Genomic DNA, 18,702 nt, shown 5'->3' on the forward strand with positions numbered 1-18,702 from the left:
CAGTCGCGCTTCGGCTGCCCCGCGAGCAGCAGTTCGGGCTTAGCGCAGTCGACCTCCCCCTTCAGCCGCGGGGTCGCGCCGGTGATCTCCACCACATAGGGGAAGCGCGCGCCTGCCGTCGATCCGGGCTCCTGCCAGCCGAGCGACTCATACACGCCGGGCGTCGCTGTGATCGCCAGATAGAGGCGCGCATCTGCGGGGACGCGATAGCGAAGGGTGGCGCTGCCGGTACCCTCGACAACGCCCAGCCGGGAATAGGACGCCTCCGCCTCGCCGCGCACCGCCACCAGCGCGAAGCGCCATGCCGCATCCCTCGCGGTCGTGCCGCCGGTCAGCCGCACGGTCACCATGGTGTCATGCCCGGTCACCGCAAGCGGGACGAGATCGCTGCCGAACTGGTGCAGCACTTGGTCTGGCTGCGGCACGAACCGGCCCGGCCGGTCGCCGGGAACCAGCGATGCCCAGCGCGTGCCGCCGAACAGAAAGCGCGTGGCGGCGGCGGCGTCGAGCAGCGCGCGCTGGTTCATGAAGTCCAGCGTGACGAGCCGCGCGCCATACCAGCCCATGTCGTCGGCGAAGGAGTGCATGCCCCGGGGATAGGCGCCCGATGCCCGCCCGAGCCGGAGGAGCGTCGGCACGAAGTCCTCGGTGGAGGCGCCGCCGGCGGCGCGGGCGTTCTGCGTCCAGACGCCCCACACCAGCGGGCGCGTCCGCCGGTCCTCGAACAGCATGTTGATGAACGGAAAGGCGCCGTAGCGCGCATCGGACCAGAGCGGGCCGCGGTTGAGATGGCTGCCATAGTTGGCGATCCAGGTGGTCGCCGCCGGCACCAGCAGGTCGCCGAGCCAGTTGGCGGTGGATTCCCAGATCGGCCCGGCGCTGGGCGTGTCGCGCAGCCCGCCCGAATAATATTCGATCACATGGCCGAACTCGTGCGCGACGGCCTGCGGCCGCGCCGAGAGCACCTCCGCGCTCATCCACATCGCCGGCGAGGCGTTGGGAATGTGCGTGCTCAGGTCGCCGTCCTGCACATGGGGGCGGCCGGTACCGTAGATATAGATGGCGATGCGGCGGCGATCGCCCGGCGGCGCATCGGCATAGGGCATCGGCGCGCGCGTAAGGTCGCGGCTCCAGTGCCATACGCGCTCCGCCCAGTCGCCGGCGCGCTTCAGGAAGGTCTGCCAATCCTCTCCCTTCTCGCGCACGAATGCGTAGCTCTCCCCGGCCGGGTTGGTGCCGTACCAGAAGACGAAATGCTGCGTCTCGTACTTGCCGATCCTGCCGGCCTCGAGGTCTCCCGGTTCCACCTGCCCCGGCTCGAGCACCGTGGCATAGGTCGCGGGATCCGGCGCAGTGGGATGCCGCGCGATCTCGGCATCGACGAACGCGCGGTCCGCAGACGAAAAGGAATCGGCGCGGAACGCGCGATAGCAGCCCGCCGCCGTCACCATCTCCACCATCCGGCGCGCCTCGCCCTGGTCGACGCCATAGGCCTGCACCAGCCGCGCGCGGAACGGCGCACCGGTTGCCATGCCGGCGGTGGCGTGGCTGTCCTCGTCGAGCTTGGGCGATCTGGGTGCGGTCTGCACCGGTGTCCAGCTGCGCAGCGGATAGCGGCCCCAGGGCGCCGCGTCGGTTCGGCTGCGGCAGCCGTCCGCCGGAGCAGCAAGGGCACCGCTCCCCCATGAGGATACCGCGCAGGCGAGCAACGGCAGCAGCGTGAGCCCGGCGATCCTCTTCTTCATCGGCAAGATATCAAGCGCCTTCCTGTTCAGGCCGTGGCAGAGGCCGTGCATCGTCTACCTTTCGCCCGCAGAAGCGTGGCGGGGCGGAACGGATCGGAAGCAGGGAGCCCGCCGGCAGGCACCGCAACCGCCTCCATCACTGCCAGACAATCGAGCGGCGAAAACCCGTAACAGGACAGCCCCACGCGCTTCAACCGCGCGGGGCCGCGTCGGGCGGCGGGCGCGCGATGCAGCCGGGCGCGCCGTCGTGCCATCCGCGGGTGCCCCCCATCATGTTCGTGATGAACCGGCGCAACGTGCCGGCGGATGCCGCCGCGACCGCAAACCGCGTGTAAGGGAGCGAGGATGTCCATGCCCCCCGCACCCTTCTCGCTCGACGGCAAGCTGGCGCTGGTGACCGGCAGCGGCCTGGTGCCGCAGGCGATCGCCGCATTGTTCCGGGATGCCGGCGCCACGGTCGTTCACGCCGCCGAGCCGGTGCTGGACGAGCCCTCGGTCGCTGCCCTGTTCGAGCCGCTCGACGCCCTCGACATTCTGGTGAACGGCTCGGTCCGCGCCGGTCCGTGGCCGATCGATCGCCTCGATCTTTCCGAATGGGATCGCGTCCATGCGGTCAATGTGCGCGGTGCCTTCCTGCTGATGCGGGCGGCGGTTCGCGTCATGCGCGCGCATGGCCGCGGCGGGCGGCTGATCAACCTCTCCACCATCGGCGCGGTACATCCGGTCCTGCACGGCAACTTCGCCTATGGTTCGTCGCGCGCGGGGACCAATGCCCTCACGCGCCAGTTCGCGCTTGATTTTGCCGCGGACCATATCCTCTCCAACGCGATCCTGGTGGGCGCGATCCGCTCCGACCCGTTCCCGCAAGGCTGCCCGATGCCGCCGACCGGCCCGGGCATGGATCCGGGACGATTGCCGCTCGGTCAGGGCAAGCCCGAAGATGTCGCGCCGCTGGCGCTGCTGCTGGCCTCCGATGCCGGTCGATACATCAACGGCCAGGCGATCGCCGTGGATGGCGGCTTTTCGATCGCGTGATGCCCCGGCCCACTTCAGAAAGGAATGATTCCATGGGACCAGAAACCGCCTTCCGCCTGGATGGCAGGACCGCCATCGTGACCGGCGCGGGGTCCGGGATCGGACGCGCGACGGCGACGCTGTTCCACGAGGTGGGCGCGCGCGTGCTGTTCGCCGATATCGACGAGGATGCCGTGCGTGCGGCCGCGCAGGCTGTTGGCGCGGACTGGGCGGTGTGCGACATCGCCGACGAGGCGCAGGTCGCCGCGCTCTATGAACGCGCCGCCGGGCTGTTGGGGCCGCGGCTCGACGTGCTTGCCAATGTGGCGGCGTATCGCCGCAAGGCGGACACGATGACGATGCCCGCGTCCGAATGGGACGCGATGCATGCCGTCACGGCCCGGGGCACCTTCCTGATGATGCGCGGGGCGATCCACGTCATGCGCGAACAGCCGGACGGCGGCGCGATCGTCAACGTGTCGTCGGTCAGCGCCGTGCGACCGACGATCTTCAGCAACATGCACTATGATTCGGCCAAGGCGGGCGTCGATGCGATGACGCGGGCGGCCGCGATCGAGTTTGCGCCGCACCGCATCCGCGTCAATTCGGTCCAGCCCGGCGGCACCGCGAGCGACGGTTCGGCCCGCATGAAGAGCGAGTTGCCGCCAGCCGGGCCGATGGTGCAGCCCGGCCGCATGCCGCTGCGTCGCCTTTCCGAGCCGGTGGAGCAGGCCCGCGCCATCCTGTTCCTGGCGAGCCCGGCCGCCGCCTACATCACCGGCCAGCATCTGGCCGTCGATGGCGGCTATCTCGTTTCCTGACGACACGCGGTGGGCGGCCGTTCGCGGCACTATCGCCAAAACCGCGTGCTGCCCCTTTCCATCATGCACGTGATCAAGCGCGGCGAACGCAGGACGGATGTTGTCCGCGCCGCGGCCGACCGTTACCCGAGAACATGCACAATGCACCGCCGTTGATGCCTCCATACGCGATCCTACCGAGCATCGAGACAAGGCGGCGCGAGAGAATTTAGCGCTTTTTTACATTCGGTTGATCCGACGGCCAGACAAGCCGCGGACGTTGGGAGAGGCAAGACCATGAAGAACCCCCTTTTCGTTGCGACGCTGGCTACGGGCGTGTGCCTGTCGAGCCTCGCCCAGGCGCAGACCGTCCCCCCAGCCGCCCCGGCACCATCGCACGCCGAGCAGACCGCGACGCCCCCGGCCGCCGCCGATCCGGCCGATATCGTCGTCACCGCCCAGCGTCGTGAAGAGCGCCTTCAGAACGTGCCGATCTCGATTTCGGCGCTGGGTTCCGGCCAGCTGGAGAACCGCGGCGTCCGCTCCGTCGCGGATCTGGCGCGCGTGCCGCTCAACAGCGTTTCCGTGCAGCCCTTTGCGGGCAATCCGCAGATCCTGGTGCTCGACCTGCGCGGCGTGACCACCTCGGACCCCGGCCAGGGGACGATCGAGCCCGGCGTGGCGATCTATGAGGATGACGTCTATGTCAGCCGCGCGCAGGCGGCGGGCAACACGCTTTCCGATCCCGAACGCGTCGAGGTGCTCCGCGGGCCACAGGGCACGCTGTTCGGTCGCAACGCCGAGGGCGGCGCCATTCGCATCGTCACCAAGCGCCCGACCGGCGTGTTTGGCGGCGATCTCCGGGTATCCGCCGGCGATTATGGCAATCGCCACTATATAGGCCATTTGAACTTGCCGGAATTCGCCGGCTTCTCGATCAAGATCGACGCGCTTCACGACAATGTCGACGGCTATGTCAAGAACGGCACCGCGCCCGCTCCGCTGGTCGCGCACCAATATAATTTCGGCTATCAGAACAACACGGGCCTGCGCGGCGCGGTTCGCTTCAAGCCTAGCAGCAAGCTGACCTTCGACTATTCCTACACCCATCTGATCACGCACGTCGCGAACGATTATTTTTCGTTGACGAACCCGGGTGCGCGCGCGCCCGCTTCCTATCCGCAGTTCCTGGCGCCGGTGCGCGGTACGGCGGAACCCGACCTGCACAGCTTCAACGGAACGTCCTGGACCGGGCTCTACCAGGACGTCTATCGCACCACGACGGACGCGCATGCCTTCACCGCGCAATATGACGTCACCAACCGCCTGAAGCTGAAGGCGATCACCGGATATCGCCAGCTGAACTTCAGTGGCTCCAACAATCTGGACGGCGCCTTTGCGTTCGTGAACAGCCCGTTCCTCGTTCCCGCAGGATCGACGGTCGCCTCGCTGAACATTCAGCCGGTCTATGCCAACCAGTCGCTCGGCGTTCCGGGAACGACGCCGGTATACGCGATCAGCGGATCCAATCCCGTCGTCAACGGCGTCCGCTCGCGCGCGTTCAGCCAGGAACTGCAGCTGATCGGGTCGACCGAGACGCTGCAATATCAGTTCGGTGCCTATTATTATCACGAAGACGTGTCCGACGCCCGTCAGAACGCCTTCACCATCCTCTACACCAATCCCAGCTACACCAGCTTCGTCTCGCTCAACCCGTTCCAGTTGCGCGGTCCGGCAGCAGCAGCCGCGCTGGGAACGGGCGGCATCACGCAGATCACGGCAGAGGCACGAACGCTGGCGGGCTATGGCCAGCTGACTTGGTCGCCGAGTTTCGCCAACGGGCGGCTGCACCTGACCGGCGGCCTGCGCTACACGGACGACAAGAAGGACTTCCTGCGCTCGCTGAACAACGGTGCGCCGGTGAACAACATCGGCACGCCGTTCCGCGCGACGCGCTTCGATCCCATGGGCACCATCGCCTTCGACCTGACGCCGGACATCAACGTCTATGGGCGGTACGCGACCGGGTACAAGGCCGGGGGCGTCAGCGTCCGTTCGCCCAATTTCCTTCCCTTCGGTCTGGAATCGGTGCGCTCCTACGAGCTCGGCTTCAAGAGCCAGTTCCTCGATCGGAAGCTGACGTTCAACACGGCGCTGTTCCAGAACGATATCCTCAACCGTCAGCTCAACTTCCAGCCCAATCCGCTGACGGCGCCGTCGGTAGTCGATACGGTGAACACGCCGGGCACGACCCGCGTCCGCGGCGTCGAGGTCGAGCTCGGCATCCGGCCGAACCGCGACCTCTCGGTCAGCCTCAACGGCGCCTACACGACGTTCAAATTGCCCGCCGAACTGCTGGCCGCGAACGCCGCGCTCCCGGCATCGGCACGCGGTATCTACACCGTGCAGAACACCCCGGAGCTCCAGGCCAGCACGTCCATCGACTGGACGGTGCTGCGCACGGATGACAACATCACGCTGAACGCGCATGTCGACTATGCGTTCGCCGACAGCGTCCGCGGCACCGGGCGGATCGCCCTCACTCAATATGTCTGGCCGCTGGAGCGCCACCAGGGCAATGCCCGCCTCACGCTGGACGGGATCAAGGTGGGGCCGACTGCGGTGCGCATCTCGGCCTATGTGAACAACTTCGCCAACGAGATCTATCCGATCTACTCGGCACCCAGCGGCAACTACATCCAGAACCAGCCGCGCCAGTTCGGTGCGGAACTGGGAGTTCGCTTCTGATCGGCTGACGCTACCCACCCGATGGGGCGGCGGGGATGCCGCCCCCGGCGATGCCAACGCCGTGCGACGCACGGACGCGGCTCGGGCCGCCCCCGTTCGGGGGCGGCCCATGCGTTAGAGGACGCCCTGCCGCCGCGCCGCCGAGCTCGCCGCCGTGAACTCCTCGTACACCGTGTGCGGCTCGTGCGTGATGGTCGCGTCGCAGATCTGCGCCCAATGCGCAGCGATGTCTTCCAGGCTCGGCGGCGCATCGGCCATCGGGGCCACCCAGCCGTCGCAGGCGGCGATCCGGACCTGGGCATAGCGCCCGCTGTTCTGTGTGAAGATGCCATGGGTATGCCGGCACTGTTCGCTGACGAGATACAGCGCCAGCGGGCTGTTATAGGCCGGCTCGGTGCGGCCGCCGGCTGCGGCGGCGCGGTCCATGTCGGCAACGGCCTTGGCGAAGGACGGAATCTCCAGGAAGCCCTTGTCCATCTCGGCTGCAAGCCGCGAGGCGGCGGTAGGCAGCAGCAGGTTCGAGGTGATGCCATGCGCCGCCCCCTCGATCGCCACGACATGGCTGAGCCCCATCAAGCCGCCCTTTGCCGAAGCATAATTGGCCTGCCAGGCATGCCCGAACATCGCGGAGGCGGAGCCGGTGAACAGAAACCGGCCATAGCCGCGTTGCCGCATCGCGCGATACGCCGGCTGCGCGACGTAGAAGGCGCCCTTGAGATGCACGTCGAGGATCGCGTCGATCTGATCGTCGGTCAGATCCTCGAAGCGCGCGTTGCGCAGGAACCCGGCATTGTTGATGCAGATATCGACCGCGCCGAACGCGTCGAGCGCCGCCTCGACGATCGCTGCACCGCCGGCGCGGGTGGCGACGCTGTCATAACTGGCGACGGCCTCGCCGCCGGCCGCACGGATTTCCGCGACCACCTGATCGGCGGGCATGCCCGATGCCCCCTGCCCGCTTCCCGTACCGCCGCGATCGTTGACCACCAGCTTGGCGCCCCGCCGGGCGAGCTCCAGCGCATATTCGCGCCCAAGGCCGTTGCCGGCCCCCGTGACGATCGCCACGCGTCCTTCGAAACCAATGCGTTCGCTCACCTTTTCCTCCACCGCTGACGTTCCGGGCGGAACCGCCGGGCGCGCGATGCCGCCACGCCCGGGGCATTGCGCCATGCCGAACCGGGCGATCGGTGTAGCGGCACGCTCGGCCGAACCAAGCGGGGGATGGCGCCCGATCACACACGTGATCATCGGCGCGCACCCACCACGCCCGGCTCGCGCGGCGGCAGGGGCGGGCGCATATCCGATGCCGGCCGGAGGGTTGGCGTTCCGGATCCAAGTCACCGCGAAACATAAGAAAATCGCGGATGGCGTCACTTCGTGGAGAGGAACCTGCCCGCCATGTCCGACCAATATCCTTCGCCATTCCGCGCCTGGTGGACGCTCGCCACGCTGGTCGTGCTGTACATCGCCTCGATGCTCGATCGGCAGATCATCGCGCTGCTGATCGGCCCGATCAAGACGGCGCTGAAGGTCAGCGATTTCGAGGTGAGCCTGGTCTATGGCCTCGCCTTCGCGGTGTTTTTCTGCCTTGCCGGATTGCCGATCGGCTGGGCGATCGACCGGTTCCCGCGCCGCCCGCTGGTATTTGCCGGCGTCGTCTTCTGGTCGATCGCGACCGCATGCTGCGGGCTGGCGACGCAATATTGGCATCTGGCCGTCTCGCGCTTCGCGGTCGGCGCGGGTGAGGCGGTGCTCTCCCCCGCCGCCTATTCGCTGTTGGCGGATTCGATGCCGAAGAAGCGGCTGGGGCTCGCGCTCGGCATCTTCGGCCTGGGCGGCGCGCTCGGCACGGGCCTGGCGCTGGGACTGGGCGGCTATCTCCTCTCCAAGGTCCCTGTGCACGGAATCGAGACGCAGTTGGGCCATTTCGAGCCTTGGCAGGTCACCTTCGTAGTGGTGGCGATCCCCGCCCTGCTGCTCGCGCCGCTGATCTTCACCTTTCCCGAGCCGCGGCGGCGCGACCGGCTGGCAACCGCGAAGCCGACGATCGGTGCCACGCTGCGCTTCCTGCGGTCGCGGGGGAGTTTTTTCGGCAGGTTCTTCGTCGGCAATGGCGCGCTGGTGCTGTGCAGCTATGCCTTCGCCGCCTGGGCACCGACGTTCCTGGTACGCCGCCATGGCCTCGACATGCCGACGGCGAGCCACTGGGTCGCCGGCTGTTCGATCGTCGCGGTGCCGTGCGGGCTACTGCTGCTCGGGCATATCGCCGATCGCATGTTCGCGCGCGGCCAGCGCGACGCGCACATGAAGCTGTTCAGCGTCATCGGCATCCTCCTCGCGGGCCTGGGTGTGCTGATGGCGGCAACCAGCAGCTTTGCGAGCGCGATGGTCGCGATGTTCCTGATCTTCATGGCAAGCGGCGTGGCGGCGATCGCGGCGGCACTGCCGCTCACGACGCCGAACCAGTTTCGCGGGCAGGTGTCGTCGGTCTACCTGCTCGTGACGAACCTGCTCGGTGCCGGACTGGGGCCATCGATGACCGCCCTGTTCACCGACTTCTATTTCAAGGAGGACGCGATGGTCGGGTGGAGCATCGCGGCGGTGCTGACGGTCTTCGGCCCGCTCTCGTCGCTGTTGCTGTTCAGCGCCCGGCGGCCGATGCTGCGCGCGATCGACGCCGCCGGCGCATGGGCCGAGCATCCTGCAGTTCCCCCAAGCAACGACTAGGGAGGAGGATGGGGCGGAGACGAGTCAGGCGAGCAGCACCGCGCGCAGCGTCTCGCGACGCCCGCAATCCCACCCCGCTGCGGCTAAATAGGAGTCGATTGCGCCGTAGCGGTCGCGGATCACCGCAAAGCTGGCATCGAGATACTGCGCGTCGACGCCGGTGAGCGCCTCCACCGCGCGATCGGAGGGTGGTGCGCCGAGCCTCGCGGCGAGCAGATCGCGCGTAAAGCCGACCACCCTCGGGTTTCGCCGCCGGCCGCTTTCCAGATAATCCGCGACGATTTCCCCGTGCTCAATCCCGATCGCGGCGAGCAGCAGCGCGATGACGACACCAGTGCGATCCTTGCCGGCACTGCAATGCACGAGCGTCGCCCCCCGCCCCGCGGCGACCGTCGTGAACAGCCGATCGAGATGCGGCAGCACCGCGAGCGGGAGCGCCGCATAGGTCGCCAGCATCATCGCACGCCCGCCCTCGTCCGGATCCTCGACCAGTGCGCGCCAGTGATCGCCGGCATGACGGACATCGGCGACGAGATCGATCGCCTCGATCGAGGCGCCCTGCGCGCGCCACCAGTCGTTGGGCGCAGCGTCCCGCTCCCCCGGGCCGCGCAGATCGAATAGCGCGCCGATGCCGAGCGCTGCCAGGATCGCGGCATCCTCGCCACGGGGCGCAGGAAGCGCTTCGGAGCGATAGACCAGGCCTTCGCGTACCACGCGGCCGTCCGGGGCGCGAATGCCGCCGATCGAGCGCAGATTGGGGAAGGCTTCACAGATCATCATAGGCACCGTGATCGATCGCCGCGAGCGCGAAGCGTGGCGCCACCGCGGCGTTGTTGGCCTCGGCCTGGAACGCCACCGGATTGGTGAGCCACACGAACAGGCCATAGGGGAGATGCACGCGGAACGCCTCCATCGCCGCCGCATGATCGGGCACGCTGCGCACGCCCTGCGCCGCCAGCCGCTCCAGGTAGAAGGCCATCAACGCGTCGATCCATGCGCGACGATCCAGCATGTCGAGCGCCGAGACGAGGAAATAGGTCACGTCATGCGCCCAATGGCCGCGCGACCATGTCTGCCAGTCGAGCACGCCCGGCCGGCCCTCGCCGTCATGGTAGAGATTGCCGAGGTGGAAATCGCCATGGACCATGCACCAGGGCGCTTCGCGGCCCAGCCGATTGGCGCGCTCCAGCGCGGCACGCATGCGCCCGTTATCGTGGAAGATGCGCGGCAGCGCGCGTCCGCGCGGCAGGTCCAGATACTGGGCGAACACCGCCGCTTCGAGCTGTCCCTGCGCATAGGCGCCGCGCGGCAGCGCCGGCAGCGCTTCCCAATGGTTGATCCCGTCGAACTGCCCGCCCGGTTTCAACGCGGCCGAGTCCCAGAAGCGGGCGTGGAGCCGGGCGAGCACGTCGAGATAGCTCTTCGCCGTGTCGAAGCCGATCGGCCGTTCCACGCGCTGGAAGCGCGTACCGCTGCAGTCGAGATCCTCGAGCACGCAGAGATATTGCCGCTGCCCGGGATCCTCGCCCGTCGCGAGGCAGCGGGGAACCCGGACATCGAGCAAGGGCGCGACCTCGCGGAAGAAGCGCGCCTCGTGCGCGTAGATATAGTTCATCTTCAGCCGGTGGGCGGAGAAGCCGCCCTTGACGATCACGCTCGCCGGCCTGCCCGCAGGATCGTCCCATTCGAGCCGCATTCGCGCCTTGGTGGCGGTGCCGTTCATCGACTCGCACGGCGTCGCACGGCGCAGGCCCGCAAGGCCGCGCTGCGCGAGCAGGTCTGCGAGCCAGCCCGCCGTCAGTGCGTCGATCGTCGTGGGAACAGGCTGCGGCCCGACCGCCTCCAGGCCTTCGCCGGGCAAGGTGAAATAGGATGGTTCTTCCACTATTTCGGTCATGTCGAACCAGCCTTCCTGTTCGCGCGGGGGGCAGGTCCGACGCGCATCGACGGACCCCCGCAGCAATGTGCCGCGCAACGGCAGGCCCGGCCATCGGGTCGACGGATTTCATCACGGTTGTGCGCAATGCCGCGCCCCGGCGCTTCGCCTTGTCGGCCCCCTCCGGCAGTGGCAGCCCTAGCGCATGCCCGCTGATCCACCCCCCGTTTCCCTGCATGGAGATCCCACCGCGGCCTTGCCGCTTCCGCTGACGCCGGCGGCGATCGATGCCGCCTGGCTGAGCCGGGCGCTTGCGACCAACATTCCCGGACTGGTCGTGCGCCGCGCCGAGGTGCGCGACGTGATGCTCGGCACCTCAACCAAGATCCGCGTGGAAGTCGAATATCGCGACCCGGCGCATGCGCGCACGCTGCCGTCGCGCCTGATCGTGAAGGGCGGCTTCGAGGCGCACAGCCCGATCCTGGCCGCCATGTACCTGAACGAGGTCCGTTCCTATCGCGATGTAGCCCCCCTCGTCGAACTGCGCACGCCCCGCGCCTTTTTCGCCGCAAGCGATCCGTCGAGCCACCAGTCGATCGTGATCATGGAGGATCTCGTCCAGCGGGGCGTCACCTTCTGTTCGCCGCTGCGTCCCCAGTCATTCGAGACAACGGCGGCGCGCCTGCGCGCGCTGGCGCGCTACCACGCGCGCAGCTGGAACGCCGCCGACTTTGCCGCCGGCGGCTGCTGGGACTGGGTGCGCGATCGCTTCTCGACCCATAGCGCAGCCTATCAGGCGCGCTATCTCGAACCGGACATATGGGCAGGATATGTCGGCCTGCCGCGCGGCGCGGCGGCGTCGGCATCGCTGCACGACCGCGAATGGATGCAGCACGCGCTGGCACGGCTGGGCGAACTCGATCGAGCCGCCGACCGCTGCATCCTCCACGGCGACACGCATCTGGGGAATCTCTATGTCGATACCGACGGCACGCCGGGCTTTCTCGACATGCAGGTCGCCAAAGGGAACTGGTCGCTCGAAATCGCCTATCACATCGCGGTTTCGCTCGACCTGGCCGATCGCAGGCGCTGGGAAGGCCCGCTGCTCGAAACCTATCTCGCGGCGCTGCGCGATGCAGGCGTCGCGGCCCCGGATTTCGACGCGGCATGGCAGGCCTATGTCCGGGCGCTGGCCTATGGCTATTTCATCTTCCTGATCAACGAAGTCCGCTTCCAGACCGAAGCCGTGAACACCGCGAGCGTCGCCCGCTTCTCGGCTGCCATGATCGACCATGGCACCAAGCAGGCGCTGTGCTGAGCCCCCGCCGATAGTATCGAATATGTGCTGATGCCGGGCAGGCTCTGGCACGCGGCGCGACAGCAACTACCCTGAGGGTCCTGCACCACACGGCATCCGTCGCAACCGAAAGGGGCTTCAGGTTGGAACGCGTTCGATCGACACCGCGATGTTCAAGCAAGGGGATGCGCGGCGTCCGCCGTGCGTGGGGCGCAGGGCGATGAGCGACGCTGCGCGCGCGCGCCATTTCACCTCGCAGCGGCTTCGCCTTCACTATGCGGAATGGGGATCGCCGGACAAGCCGCCGCTGCTCCTCGTCCACGGATCGCGCGACCATTGCCGGGCCTGGGACTGGACGGCCGAGCGCCTCGCCGCCGACTGGCACATCCTCGCGCCGGATGCGCGCGGCCATGGCGACAGCGAATGGGCATCGGACGGCGTCTACACCAGCGCAGCCTATATCTACGATCTCGCCGAGCTGGTGCGGCTTCGCTGCACGGCGCCCGTCACGATCGTCGCGCATTCGGCCGGCGGCAGCATATCGGCGGGCTTTGCGGCGCTCTATCCGGAGCGCATGCGCAAGCTGGTGCTGATCGACGGCCTCGGCATCTCGCCCGAGTCCGGCCTGACCACGGGCCATCCCAACCTCGTCCGGCGCCAGTTGCCCGCCGACGAGGAACTCCGCAGTTGGATCGACGCGCGACGCAGCTTCGCGGAGAAGGCGCCACGCCGCTATCCGTCCGTCGATGCCGCTGCCGAGCGCTTGCTCCGCGAAAACCCCTTTCTGCGCATGGAGCAGGCGCTGCACCTCACCACGCACGGCCTGCGCCGCACCGAGGACGGCGGCTTCGTGTGGAAGTTCGACAATCTGGTGCGGCTCGCGCATCCCCAGGACCGCCGCGACGACGATTTTCTGCTGATGCTCAGCAAGATCGCCTGTCCCACGCTGCTGCTATGGGGTTCGGCGAGCTACACGCCCGATCCCCGGCACGATATCCGGGCACATGCCGTCCGCAACGCGCGCATCGAGGTCCTGGAAGGCGCAAGCCATTGGCTCCACCATGACGGCTTCGACTGGTTCATCGCGCAGCTAAAGGCGTTTCTCTGAACGTCCGTTCAGCGCTTCCCGCCGCACACTTCGAGATTGACGCCCGTCACCATCGCCGCGCGGTCCGAACACAGGAACACCACCGCCTCGGCGATTTCCCGCGGCTGCACCGCGCGGCGGATGAGCTGGCCCTGCGCCGCGATGTCGGCCTGCTGCTCGATCGTGAACATCGTGGCGACGATCGCCGTGGCGGTAAGGCCGGGCGAGACGCTGTTGACGCGGATCCCGTCGGCGGCATGGGCATGTGCCGCATAGTGGGTGAGATGCACGACACCCGCCTTGGCCGCCGAATAGGCCGGCGAGGCGCCCGCCGAATAGCGCACGCCCGCCATCGACGCGGTGTTGACGATGGCGCCCCCGCCGGCCGCGATCATCGCGGGGATCTGGTGCTTCATCCCGAGCCAGGTCGAGGTCAACGACAGCGCGATCGTGCGGTCCCAGTCTTCCCAGGACTGGTCGACCACCGATACCCCGGTGCTGCCGACGCCGACATTGTTGTGTGCGCAATCGAGCCGCCCGAAGCTTTCCAGCGTGTGCCGCACCAGCGCGGCGACCTGGGCTTCGTCGGTTGCATCCGCCGGGAAGAACGCTGCCCGCCCGCCCGCCGCGACGATCTCGCGCGCGACGTCGCTGCCGGCTGCGGCGATATCGCTCAGCATCACCGCCGCGCCGTCCTCGGCGAGCGCGATCGCCGACGCCCGGCCGATCCCCGATGCAGCGCCGGTCACCAGCGCGACGCGCCCGTCGAGCCGCTTCATCGGCGCCCACCCGCGCGCGGCGATGCCGGGCGTCCGGCGAAGCGGTCGGCGCGCGTGGCGCTTTGCATGGGAAGGAGAAGCGATTGTACCATCGCACCACCGCTACTGCCGGCGCTCCCGCGACGCGAGCGACACGGCCATCGCTTTGTCGCTCATCACATATGCGACGGCTAAGAGCTTGATCGGTATCGACGTTGCCGCGTGCCAGCCGTGCTGCCATCCTTCCCGCCATGCATTCGACCCAGGAAAAGTCGGCACTGCTGCTGACATCGGGCTGCGCGATCGCCTGGCTGGAAAGCGCCTTGCAGGCGGCCGGTTGGCGCGTCCACAGCCCCGCGTCCGATTTCGGCGACCGGGCGCAGCTCGAACGCGACGCCCGCCGGCTGCTGGGCGAGGACGCCCCCGATCTCGTCCTGCACTGCCATTTGCCGGAGGACGCCGCCGCGATACCGCTGCGCGACACCGGCACGGCGCAATGGCGGCATGGCTGCGAGGCGCCGCTGCGTCGAACCCTGATCTCGCTGCAGGTTGCGCATGCGCTGCTGGGGAACCGGGGGGCGATCATCGGCCTGGGACCGGCGTTCCCGCTCAACGGCGTAGCCGGCCTCGCCGCGCTGGGCGCCGCGGTGGAAGGTCAGCGCACGCTGGTCAAGGCGGCCGCGCGGCAATGGATCGGAAGCGAGATTGCGATCAACTGGATCGCGCTGAAAGCGGAGCGCTTGCTCCCGCAGCTTGCCGACGTCCCGCAACTCGGCCGCCTCGATATCGGTGGCCATGGCCGCCGCCCGCCCGACGCGGCGAGGCTCGCCGCGCTGATCACGGCGCTGGCGGGTGACCCCGGGCTGGCCCTGGCCGGGCAAACGCTGATCGCCGATGGCGGAGACTGGATGACACCATGACGGAACGGCTACTCGAAGGGCGCACCGCGCTGTTGACCGGCGTGGGATCCGGCCTGGGGCGCGGCCTCGCCACGAGCTTCGCAGCCGCCGGCGCCAAGGTCGCGCTCGTCGCGCGCAGCAGCGCCGTGCCGGATGCACTCGTCCAGGAGATTCGCGCGGCCGGCGGCACCGCAGCGTTCCTGAAAGGGGACATCACCGATCCAGCATCGATCGCCCAGGCGGTGGACGAGACGGTCGCGACCTTTGGCGGGATCGACATCGTCGTCCAGATCGCCGCGCATGGCCAATCGCATCTGTCCCGCCCGCTCGACGACATCACGCTCGACGAATGGGACCAGCATGTCGCGATCACGCTGTCTGGCTGCTATCAGGTCGCGCATGCCGCCTATCCGGCACTCAAGGCGAGCGGGCGCGGGCGCTTGATCGCGATCACGTCGGCCCACGGCCTCGCCGGCGATGCCAGCAACCCGATCTACGCATCGCTCAAGGGCGCGATCCGCGGCTTCGCCAAGGCCCTGGCCAAGGAGTGGGGCGACGACGCGATCGCCGTGAACCTCTTCTCCCCCTCGAGTGAAAGCGAGTCGAGCAAGGCCTATTTCGCGTTGCATCCAGAAGCCTGGGAGGCGCTCCGCGCCGCCTTTCCGATGCGTCGGATGGGCGATCCGGCAATCGACATCGCGCCGGCAATCGTCGCGCTGGCCGGCGAGCAGTTTCGCTTCGTCTCCGGCCAGACGATCCCGATCGACGGCGGCTTCTACACCACGCTGTAGCGCGGCAGAACGCGCTCATACCAACCTGCACGGAAAAGAACCTATCTTCGTCCTCCACATCGTCACCCCGGCGAAAGCCGGGGTCCATTGCGGTCTCGCTATCGGCGTTTGCTGAGACCGAGAGGCGAATGGATCCCGGCTTTCGCCGGGATGACGGGGAGAGGCTGGAGGAGTCGGTATCAACGCAGCCTGGTATCAGGCGTTGGTATCGGCCAGGATCAGGTCGGCCGCACGCCAGGCGCTCGCCATGATCGGGCCGTTGGTATTGGCGGAAACCATGGTCGGCATGATCGAGCCGTCGACCACCCGCAGGCGCGTCACGCCGCGGACGCGCAGCTTCTCGTCCAGCACGGCATCGGCGAAGTCGCCCATGCGGCACGTGCTGCAGGCGTGATATCCGGCCATGCCCCGCGCGCGATACGCCGCCAGAATGTCTTCATCGCGCACCAGATCGCGCGTCGTCTCGCGCTCGGCGACGACCATCTTGGCGATCGCCGGGCGCGCCATCCATGCGCGCAGGAACCGGTGCATCGCCACGGTCACCCGCTGGTCATAGGGATCGCTGAGATAGCCCGCACGGATCGTCGCCGGCGCCGCGGGATCGGCCGAACTGATATGGATCGCGCCTTCGCTGCGCGACCGCAGCGGATAGCCGAACAACTGCACGCTGTGCACCTTGTCGGGGCGATAGACGCCCTTCGCATCGGGCTTGGCGACGGCAGGACTGTACAGCACCTCGATATCCGGCGTCGCCGATTCCTGGAGGACGGTGGCGAACGCGCCGACCGCGCCATAGCCCGATGCCATCGGCCCGGACCGCAGCAGATAATAGCGCAGCACGTTCAGCGGCAGCCGCCACCCCTGCAGCTTCGCATTGTGGCTGAAGGGCACGTTGACCTCGAACTGCATCATCATCAGACGATGCTCGAGCATGTGTTCGCCGACCCCGGGGCTGTCCGCCTGCACGGCGATCCCCAGATCGCGCAGCCGATCGGCCGCGCCGATACCGGAGCGCTCGAGGATCTGCGGCGACATCAGCGTGCCGGCGCTCAGGATCACCTCGCCCTGGGTGTGGAAATCGGTGGGTGACCCGTTGACGATCGCGCGCACGCCGCTCGCGCGGATGCCGTCGAACAGCACCCGATCGACCATCGCGCCCGTGACGATCCGCAGGTTGGGCCGATTCCGCGCGCGCTTCAGGAAGGTCTGCGCGGTACTTTGCCGCCGCCCCTTCCAGATCGTCCGTGTCGCATAGCCGACCACCCCGCCCTGGTCGGGCCGGTTGAGATCGTCGACGCGCTTCAGGCCCAACTGCTCGCCGGCCTTGATGAACGCCTCGCTCAGCGGCGTACGCTCGCGCTCCACCGAGATGCCGAGGGGGCCATCCCCGCCGCGAACGTCGTCGCCGCCCAGGGCATGCCGTTCCATCGCCCGAAATGCGGGCGCCATCGCGTTCCAGCCCCACCCCTTCGCGCCGAGCGCTTCCCAGCAGTCATAATCCTGGGGCTGCCCCCGGAAATACATCATGCCGTTCACCGAAGACGACCCGCCCAGCATCTTGCCGCGGATCCACATCTCCGGCGGCACGTCGTCATGGCCCTGGGTTTGGAAATGCCAGACATAGCGCGGATCGCCGAACAGCTTGGCGGAGGCTTTCGGCATGTGCACGAAGGGGTGATTGTCGGACGGCCCCGCTTCGAGAAGCAGGACGCGGTTGCGCCCGCTTTCCGACAGGCGATCGGCCAATACGCACCCCGCCGAGCCGGCACCGGCGATGATATAGTCCCAGCTTTCCATGGCGTCGCTCACAACGCCGCCCGGATCGCGTCGCCGATCAGGGTGCGGCTGTCCTGGTCAATCTCGCGGGTATCGAACATGCGGTTGTGGCAGAAGGCGACGGCGAGCTTCAGATCGGGATCGGCCCAGCCGATCGATCCGCCCATGCCCGGATGACACAGCGCCCGCATGTTGCGCGGTGCGGATACCGGCGGCGCCGCCGCCCCCCCCAGCCAATAGCCCGACCAGGCGATCGGCACGACCATCCCGAAGAACACCGGATCCGCGTCCTCGAAATGCGGGCGCGGCGCGGCGAAGCTTGCCACCCGATCGGCCGAGAGTAGGCGCACCCCGTTCAGTTCCCCGCCATTGGCGAGCATCGCCCAGAAGCGCGCCTCGCTGCGGGCATTGAAAATACCGCCGACCGCCGGAATGCACGCCCGGCGTACATAGGGGCGCTCGAACGGGTCGGGCATGAGATCGACGATCTTGGGCTGCGCCTCGCGCATCAGGTTGCCGTCCGGCGCGACATAGACCGAGACGGCATCGAGCGTCGCGATGCGCGGCTCGACGCCGTCCGGTATTCCCAGCCAGAGATCGGTCGCGCCCAGCGGCTCGGCGATCTCCTCGCGCACGAACTGCCCGAAGGGCCGTCGCTTCGGATCGGTCCGCCGTACGATCTCGCCCACCAGCCAGCCGAAGGTCATCGACTGATAGGAGGAACGGCTGCCGGCCGGATAGACGCCCGGCATCTCGGCGATCCGCCGGCACATCCAGTCCCAATTGGTCATCAGTTCCGGCGTGACATCCGGCGGCATGCGCAGCACGCCGGAGACGTGGCTCAGCACATGGCGAACGGTGACGTCGCCCTTGCCCGCCTGCGAAAAATCCGGCCAATAGTCCGCGACCGGCGCATCATAGTCGATCAGCCCGCGCTCCGCCTGGAGATGCACCGCCGTCGCGCTGACCGCCTTCGACACCGAAAAGACGTTGAACAGCGTGTCCGCATCCACCTTGCTGCCGCTCGCCGCATCGGCCAGCCCCGCCCAGCAGTCGACGATCTGGTCCTCGCCCTGCCAGGCGCAAATCTGGATGCCGATCTCGCGTCCTTCGGCAACCAGCCGGTCCAGAATGGGCTGGACGACGGCGTTCAGGCGATTGGAATGTGCCATGCTATGTCCTTG

15 protein-coding genes are annotated in these 18,702 nt (G+C 68.0%); 8 read left to right on the forward strand and 7 right to left on the reverse strand.

The genetic code is table 11. The features are described 5' to 3' along the window. Positions 1-1,745 (reverse strand): DUF6055 domain-containing protein (locus SAZ01S_RS06365; RefSeq protein WP_245824655.1); only part of this gene is annotated, 1,745 nt, incomplete at its 3' end. Positions 1,746-2,090: 345 nt separating this feature from the next. On the opposite strand from SAZ01S_RS06365, the gene SAZ01S_RS06370 reads away from it, so the two are divergent. The 3 genes from SAZ01S_RS06370 (at position 2,091) to SAZ01S_RS24560 (ending at position 6,307) form a co-directional block, all read left to right on the forward strand. Continuing rightward, positions 2,091-2,780 (forward strand): SDR family NAD(P)-dependent oxidoreductase, encoded by a 690-nt coding sequence (locus SAZ01S_RS06370; RefSeq protein ID WP_218018030.1) that lies wholly within the window; start codon positions 2,091-2,093, stop codon positions 2,778-2,780. A gap of 32 nt (positions 2,781-2,812) precedes the next feature. Then, entirely contained in the window at positions 2,813-3,580 is a 768-nt protein-coding gene (locus tag SAZ01S_RS06375; RefSeq protein WP_084581174.1) for an SDR family NAD(P)-dependent oxidoreductase, read from the forward strand. A gap of 276 nt (positions 3,581-3,856) precedes the next feature. Further along, positions 3,857-6,307 carry a TonB-dependent receptor gene (locus SAZ01S_RS24560; protein WP_084581175.1) on the forward strand — a complete coding sequence of 817 codons (2,451 nt, stop codon included), beginning with the start codon at positions 3,857-3,859 and terminating at the stop codon, positions 6,305-6,307. A 114-nt stretch (positions 6,308-6,421) separates the two neighbouring features. Here SAZ01S_RS24560 and SAZ01S_RS06385 read toward each other — a convergent pair whose 3' ends face one another. Beyond that, entirely contained in the window at positions 6,422-7,402 is a 981-nt protein-coding gene (locus tag SAZ01S_RS06385; protein ID WP_084581558.1) for an SDR family NAD(P)-dependent oxidoreductase, read from the reverse strand. A 303-nt stretch (positions 7,403-7,705) separates the two neighbouring features. Here SAZ01S_RS06385 and SAZ01S_RS06390 point away from each other — a divergent pair, with 303 nt between their 5' ends. Continuing rightward, positions 7,706-9,034 (forward strand): MFS transporter, encoded by a 1,329-nt coding sequence (locus SAZ01S_RS06390; protein ID WP_084581177.1) that lies wholly within the window; start codon positions 7,706-7,708, stop codon positions 9,032-9,034. Positions 9,035-9,058: 24 nt separating this feature from the next. Here SAZ01S_RS06390 and SAZ01S_RS06395 read toward each other — a convergent pair whose 3' ends face one another. Both SAZ01S_RS06395 and SAZ01S_RS06400 read right to left on the reverse strand, forming a co-directional pair. Further along, the gene (locus SAZ01S_RS06395) at positions 9,059-9,814 is read right to left on the reverse strand and encodes a tyrosine-protein phosphatase (protein ID WP_167693089.1); all 756 of its coding nucleotides are present in this window, start codon (positions 9,812-9,814) and stop codon (positions 9,059-9,061) included. Further along, positions 9,801-10,931 (reverse strand): phosphotransferase family protein, encoded by a 1,131-nt coding sequence (locus tag SAZ01S_RS06400; RefSeq protein WP_139809964.1) that lies wholly within the window; start codon positions 10,929-10,931, stop codon positions 9,801-9,803. The genes SAZ01S_RS06395 and SAZ01S_RS06400 overlap by 14 nt, the downstream gene beginning before the upstream one ends. Positions 10,932-11,166: 235 nt before the next feature. On the opposite strand from SAZ01S_RS06400, the gene SAZ01S_RS06405 reads away from it, so the two are divergent. Both SAZ01S_RS06405 and SAZ01S_RS06410 read left to right on the forward strand, forming a co-directional pair. Next, positions 11,167-12,228 (forward strand): protein kinase family protein, encoded by a 1,062-nt coding sequence (locus SAZ01S_RS06405; protein WP_245824657.1) that lies wholly within the window; start codon positions 11,167-11,169, stop codon positions 12,226-12,228. Positions 12,229-12,427: 199 nt separating this feature from the next. Then, positions 12,428-13,315: an alpha/beta fold hydrolase gene (locus SAZ01S_RS06410; RefSeq protein WP_084581183.1), complete on the forward strand. Its 888-nt coding sequence runs from the start codon at positions 12,428-12,430 to the stop codon at positions 13,313-13,315. 8 nt (positions 13,316-13,323) lie between these two features. Here SAZ01S_RS06410 and SAZ01S_RS06415 read toward each other — a convergent pair whose 3' ends face one another. Further along, the gene (locus SAZ01S_RS06415; RefSeq protein ID WP_084581185.1) at positions 13,324-14,073 is read right to left on the reverse strand and encodes an SDR family NAD(P)-dependent oxidoreductase; all 750 of its coding nucleotides are present in this window, start codon (positions 14,071-14,073) and stop codon (positions 13,324-13,326) included. A 230-nt stretch (positions 14,074-14,303) separates the two neighbouring features. Between SAZ01S_RS06415 and SAZ01S_RS06420 the strand changes: the two genes are divergently transcribed. Further along, the gene (locus tag SAZ01S_RS06420) at positions 14,304-14,972 is read left to right on the forward strand and encodes a hypothetical protein (protein ID WP_084581187.1); all 669 of its coding nucleotides are present in this window, start codon (positions 14,304-14,306) and stop codon (positions 14,970-14,972) included. Further along, complete coding sequence (locus SAZ01S_RS06425; RefSeq protein ID WP_084581189.1) at positions 14,969-15,742, forward strand: SDR family NAD(P)-dependent oxidoreductase; 774 nt, start codon at positions 14,969-14,971, stop codon at positions 15,740-15,742. The genes SAZ01S_RS06420 and SAZ01S_RS06425 overlap by 4 nt, the downstream gene beginning before the upstream one ends. A 195-nt stretch (positions 15,743-15,937) precedes the next feature. Here the strand turns inward: SAZ01S_RS06425 and SAZ01S_RS06430 are convergent, their stop codons facing one another. Then, entirely contained in the window at positions 15,938-17,551 is a 1,614-nt protein-coding gene (locus SAZ01S_RS06430; RefSeq protein ID WP_245824658.1) for a GMC family oxidoreductase, read from the reverse strand. Beyond that, the gene (locus SAZ01S_RS06435) at positions 17,548-18,690 is read right to left on the reverse strand and encodes a serine hydrolase domain-containing protein (protein WP_084581193.1); all 1,143 of its coding nucleotides are present in this window, start codon (positions 18,688-18,690) and stop codon (positions 17,548-17,550) included. The genes SAZ01S_RS06430 and SAZ01S_RS06435 overlap by 4 nt, the downstream gene beginning before the upstream one ends. Positions 18,691-18,702: the final 12 nt, after the last annotated feature.

It is taken from the genome of Sphingomonas azotifigens NBRC 15497 (genome assembly GCF_002091475.1).
GTDB lineage: Bacteria > Pseudomonadota > Alphaproteobacteria > Sphingomonadales > Sphingomonadaceae > Sphingomonas > Sphingomonas azotifigens.

Excerpts from the sequence above, each read along its gene's own strand:
- SAZ01S_RS06370 (WP_218018030.1), top strand. The coding sequence starts at position 2,091 with ATGTCCATGCCCCCCGCACCCTTCTCGCTCGACGGCAAGCTGGCGCTG.
- SAZ01S_RS06375 (WP_084581174.1), top strand. The coding sequence starts at position 2,813 with ATGGGACCAGAAACCGCCTTCCGCCTGGATGGCAGGACCGCCATCGTG.
- SAZ01S_RS24560 (WP_084581175.1), top strand. The coding sequence starts at position 3,857 with ATGAAGAACCCCCTTTTCGTTGCGACGCTGGCTACGGGCGTGTGCCTG.
- SAZ01S_RS06390 (WP_084581177.1), top strand. The coding sequence starts at position 7,706 with ATGTCCGACCAATATCCTTCGCCATTCCGCGCCTGGTGGACGCTCGCC.
- SAZ01S_RS06395 (WP_167693089.1), bottom strand. The coding sequence starts at position 9,814 with ATGATGATCTGTGAAGCCTTCCCCAATCTGCGCTCGATCGGCGGCATT.
- SAZ01S_RS06400 (WP_139809964.1), bottom strand. The coding sequence starts at position 10,931 with ATGACCGAAATAGTGGAAGAACCATCCTATTTCACCTTGCCCGGCGAA.
- SAZ01S_RS06410 (WP_084581183.1), top strand. The coding sequence starts at position 12,428 with ATGAGCGACGCTGCGCGCGCGCGCCATTTCACCTCGCAGCGGCTTCGC.
- SAZ01S_RS06415 (WP_084581185.1), bottom strand. The coding sequence starts at position 14,073 with ATGAAGCGGCTCGACGGGCGCGTCGCGCTGGTGACCGGCGCTGCATCG.
- SAZ01S_RS06420 (WP_084581187.1), top strand. The coding sequence starts at position 14,304 with ATGCATTCGACCCAGGAAAAGTCGGCACTGCTGCTGACATCGGGCTGC.
- SAZ01S_RS06425 (WP_084581189.1), top strand. The coding sequence starts at position 14,969 with ATGACGGAACGGCTACTCGAAGGGCGCACCGCGCTGTTGACCGGCGTG.
- SAZ01S_RS06435 (WP_084581193.1), bottom strand. The coding sequence starts at position 18,690 with ATGGCACATTCCAATCGCCTGAACGCCGTCGTCCAGCCCATTCTGGAC.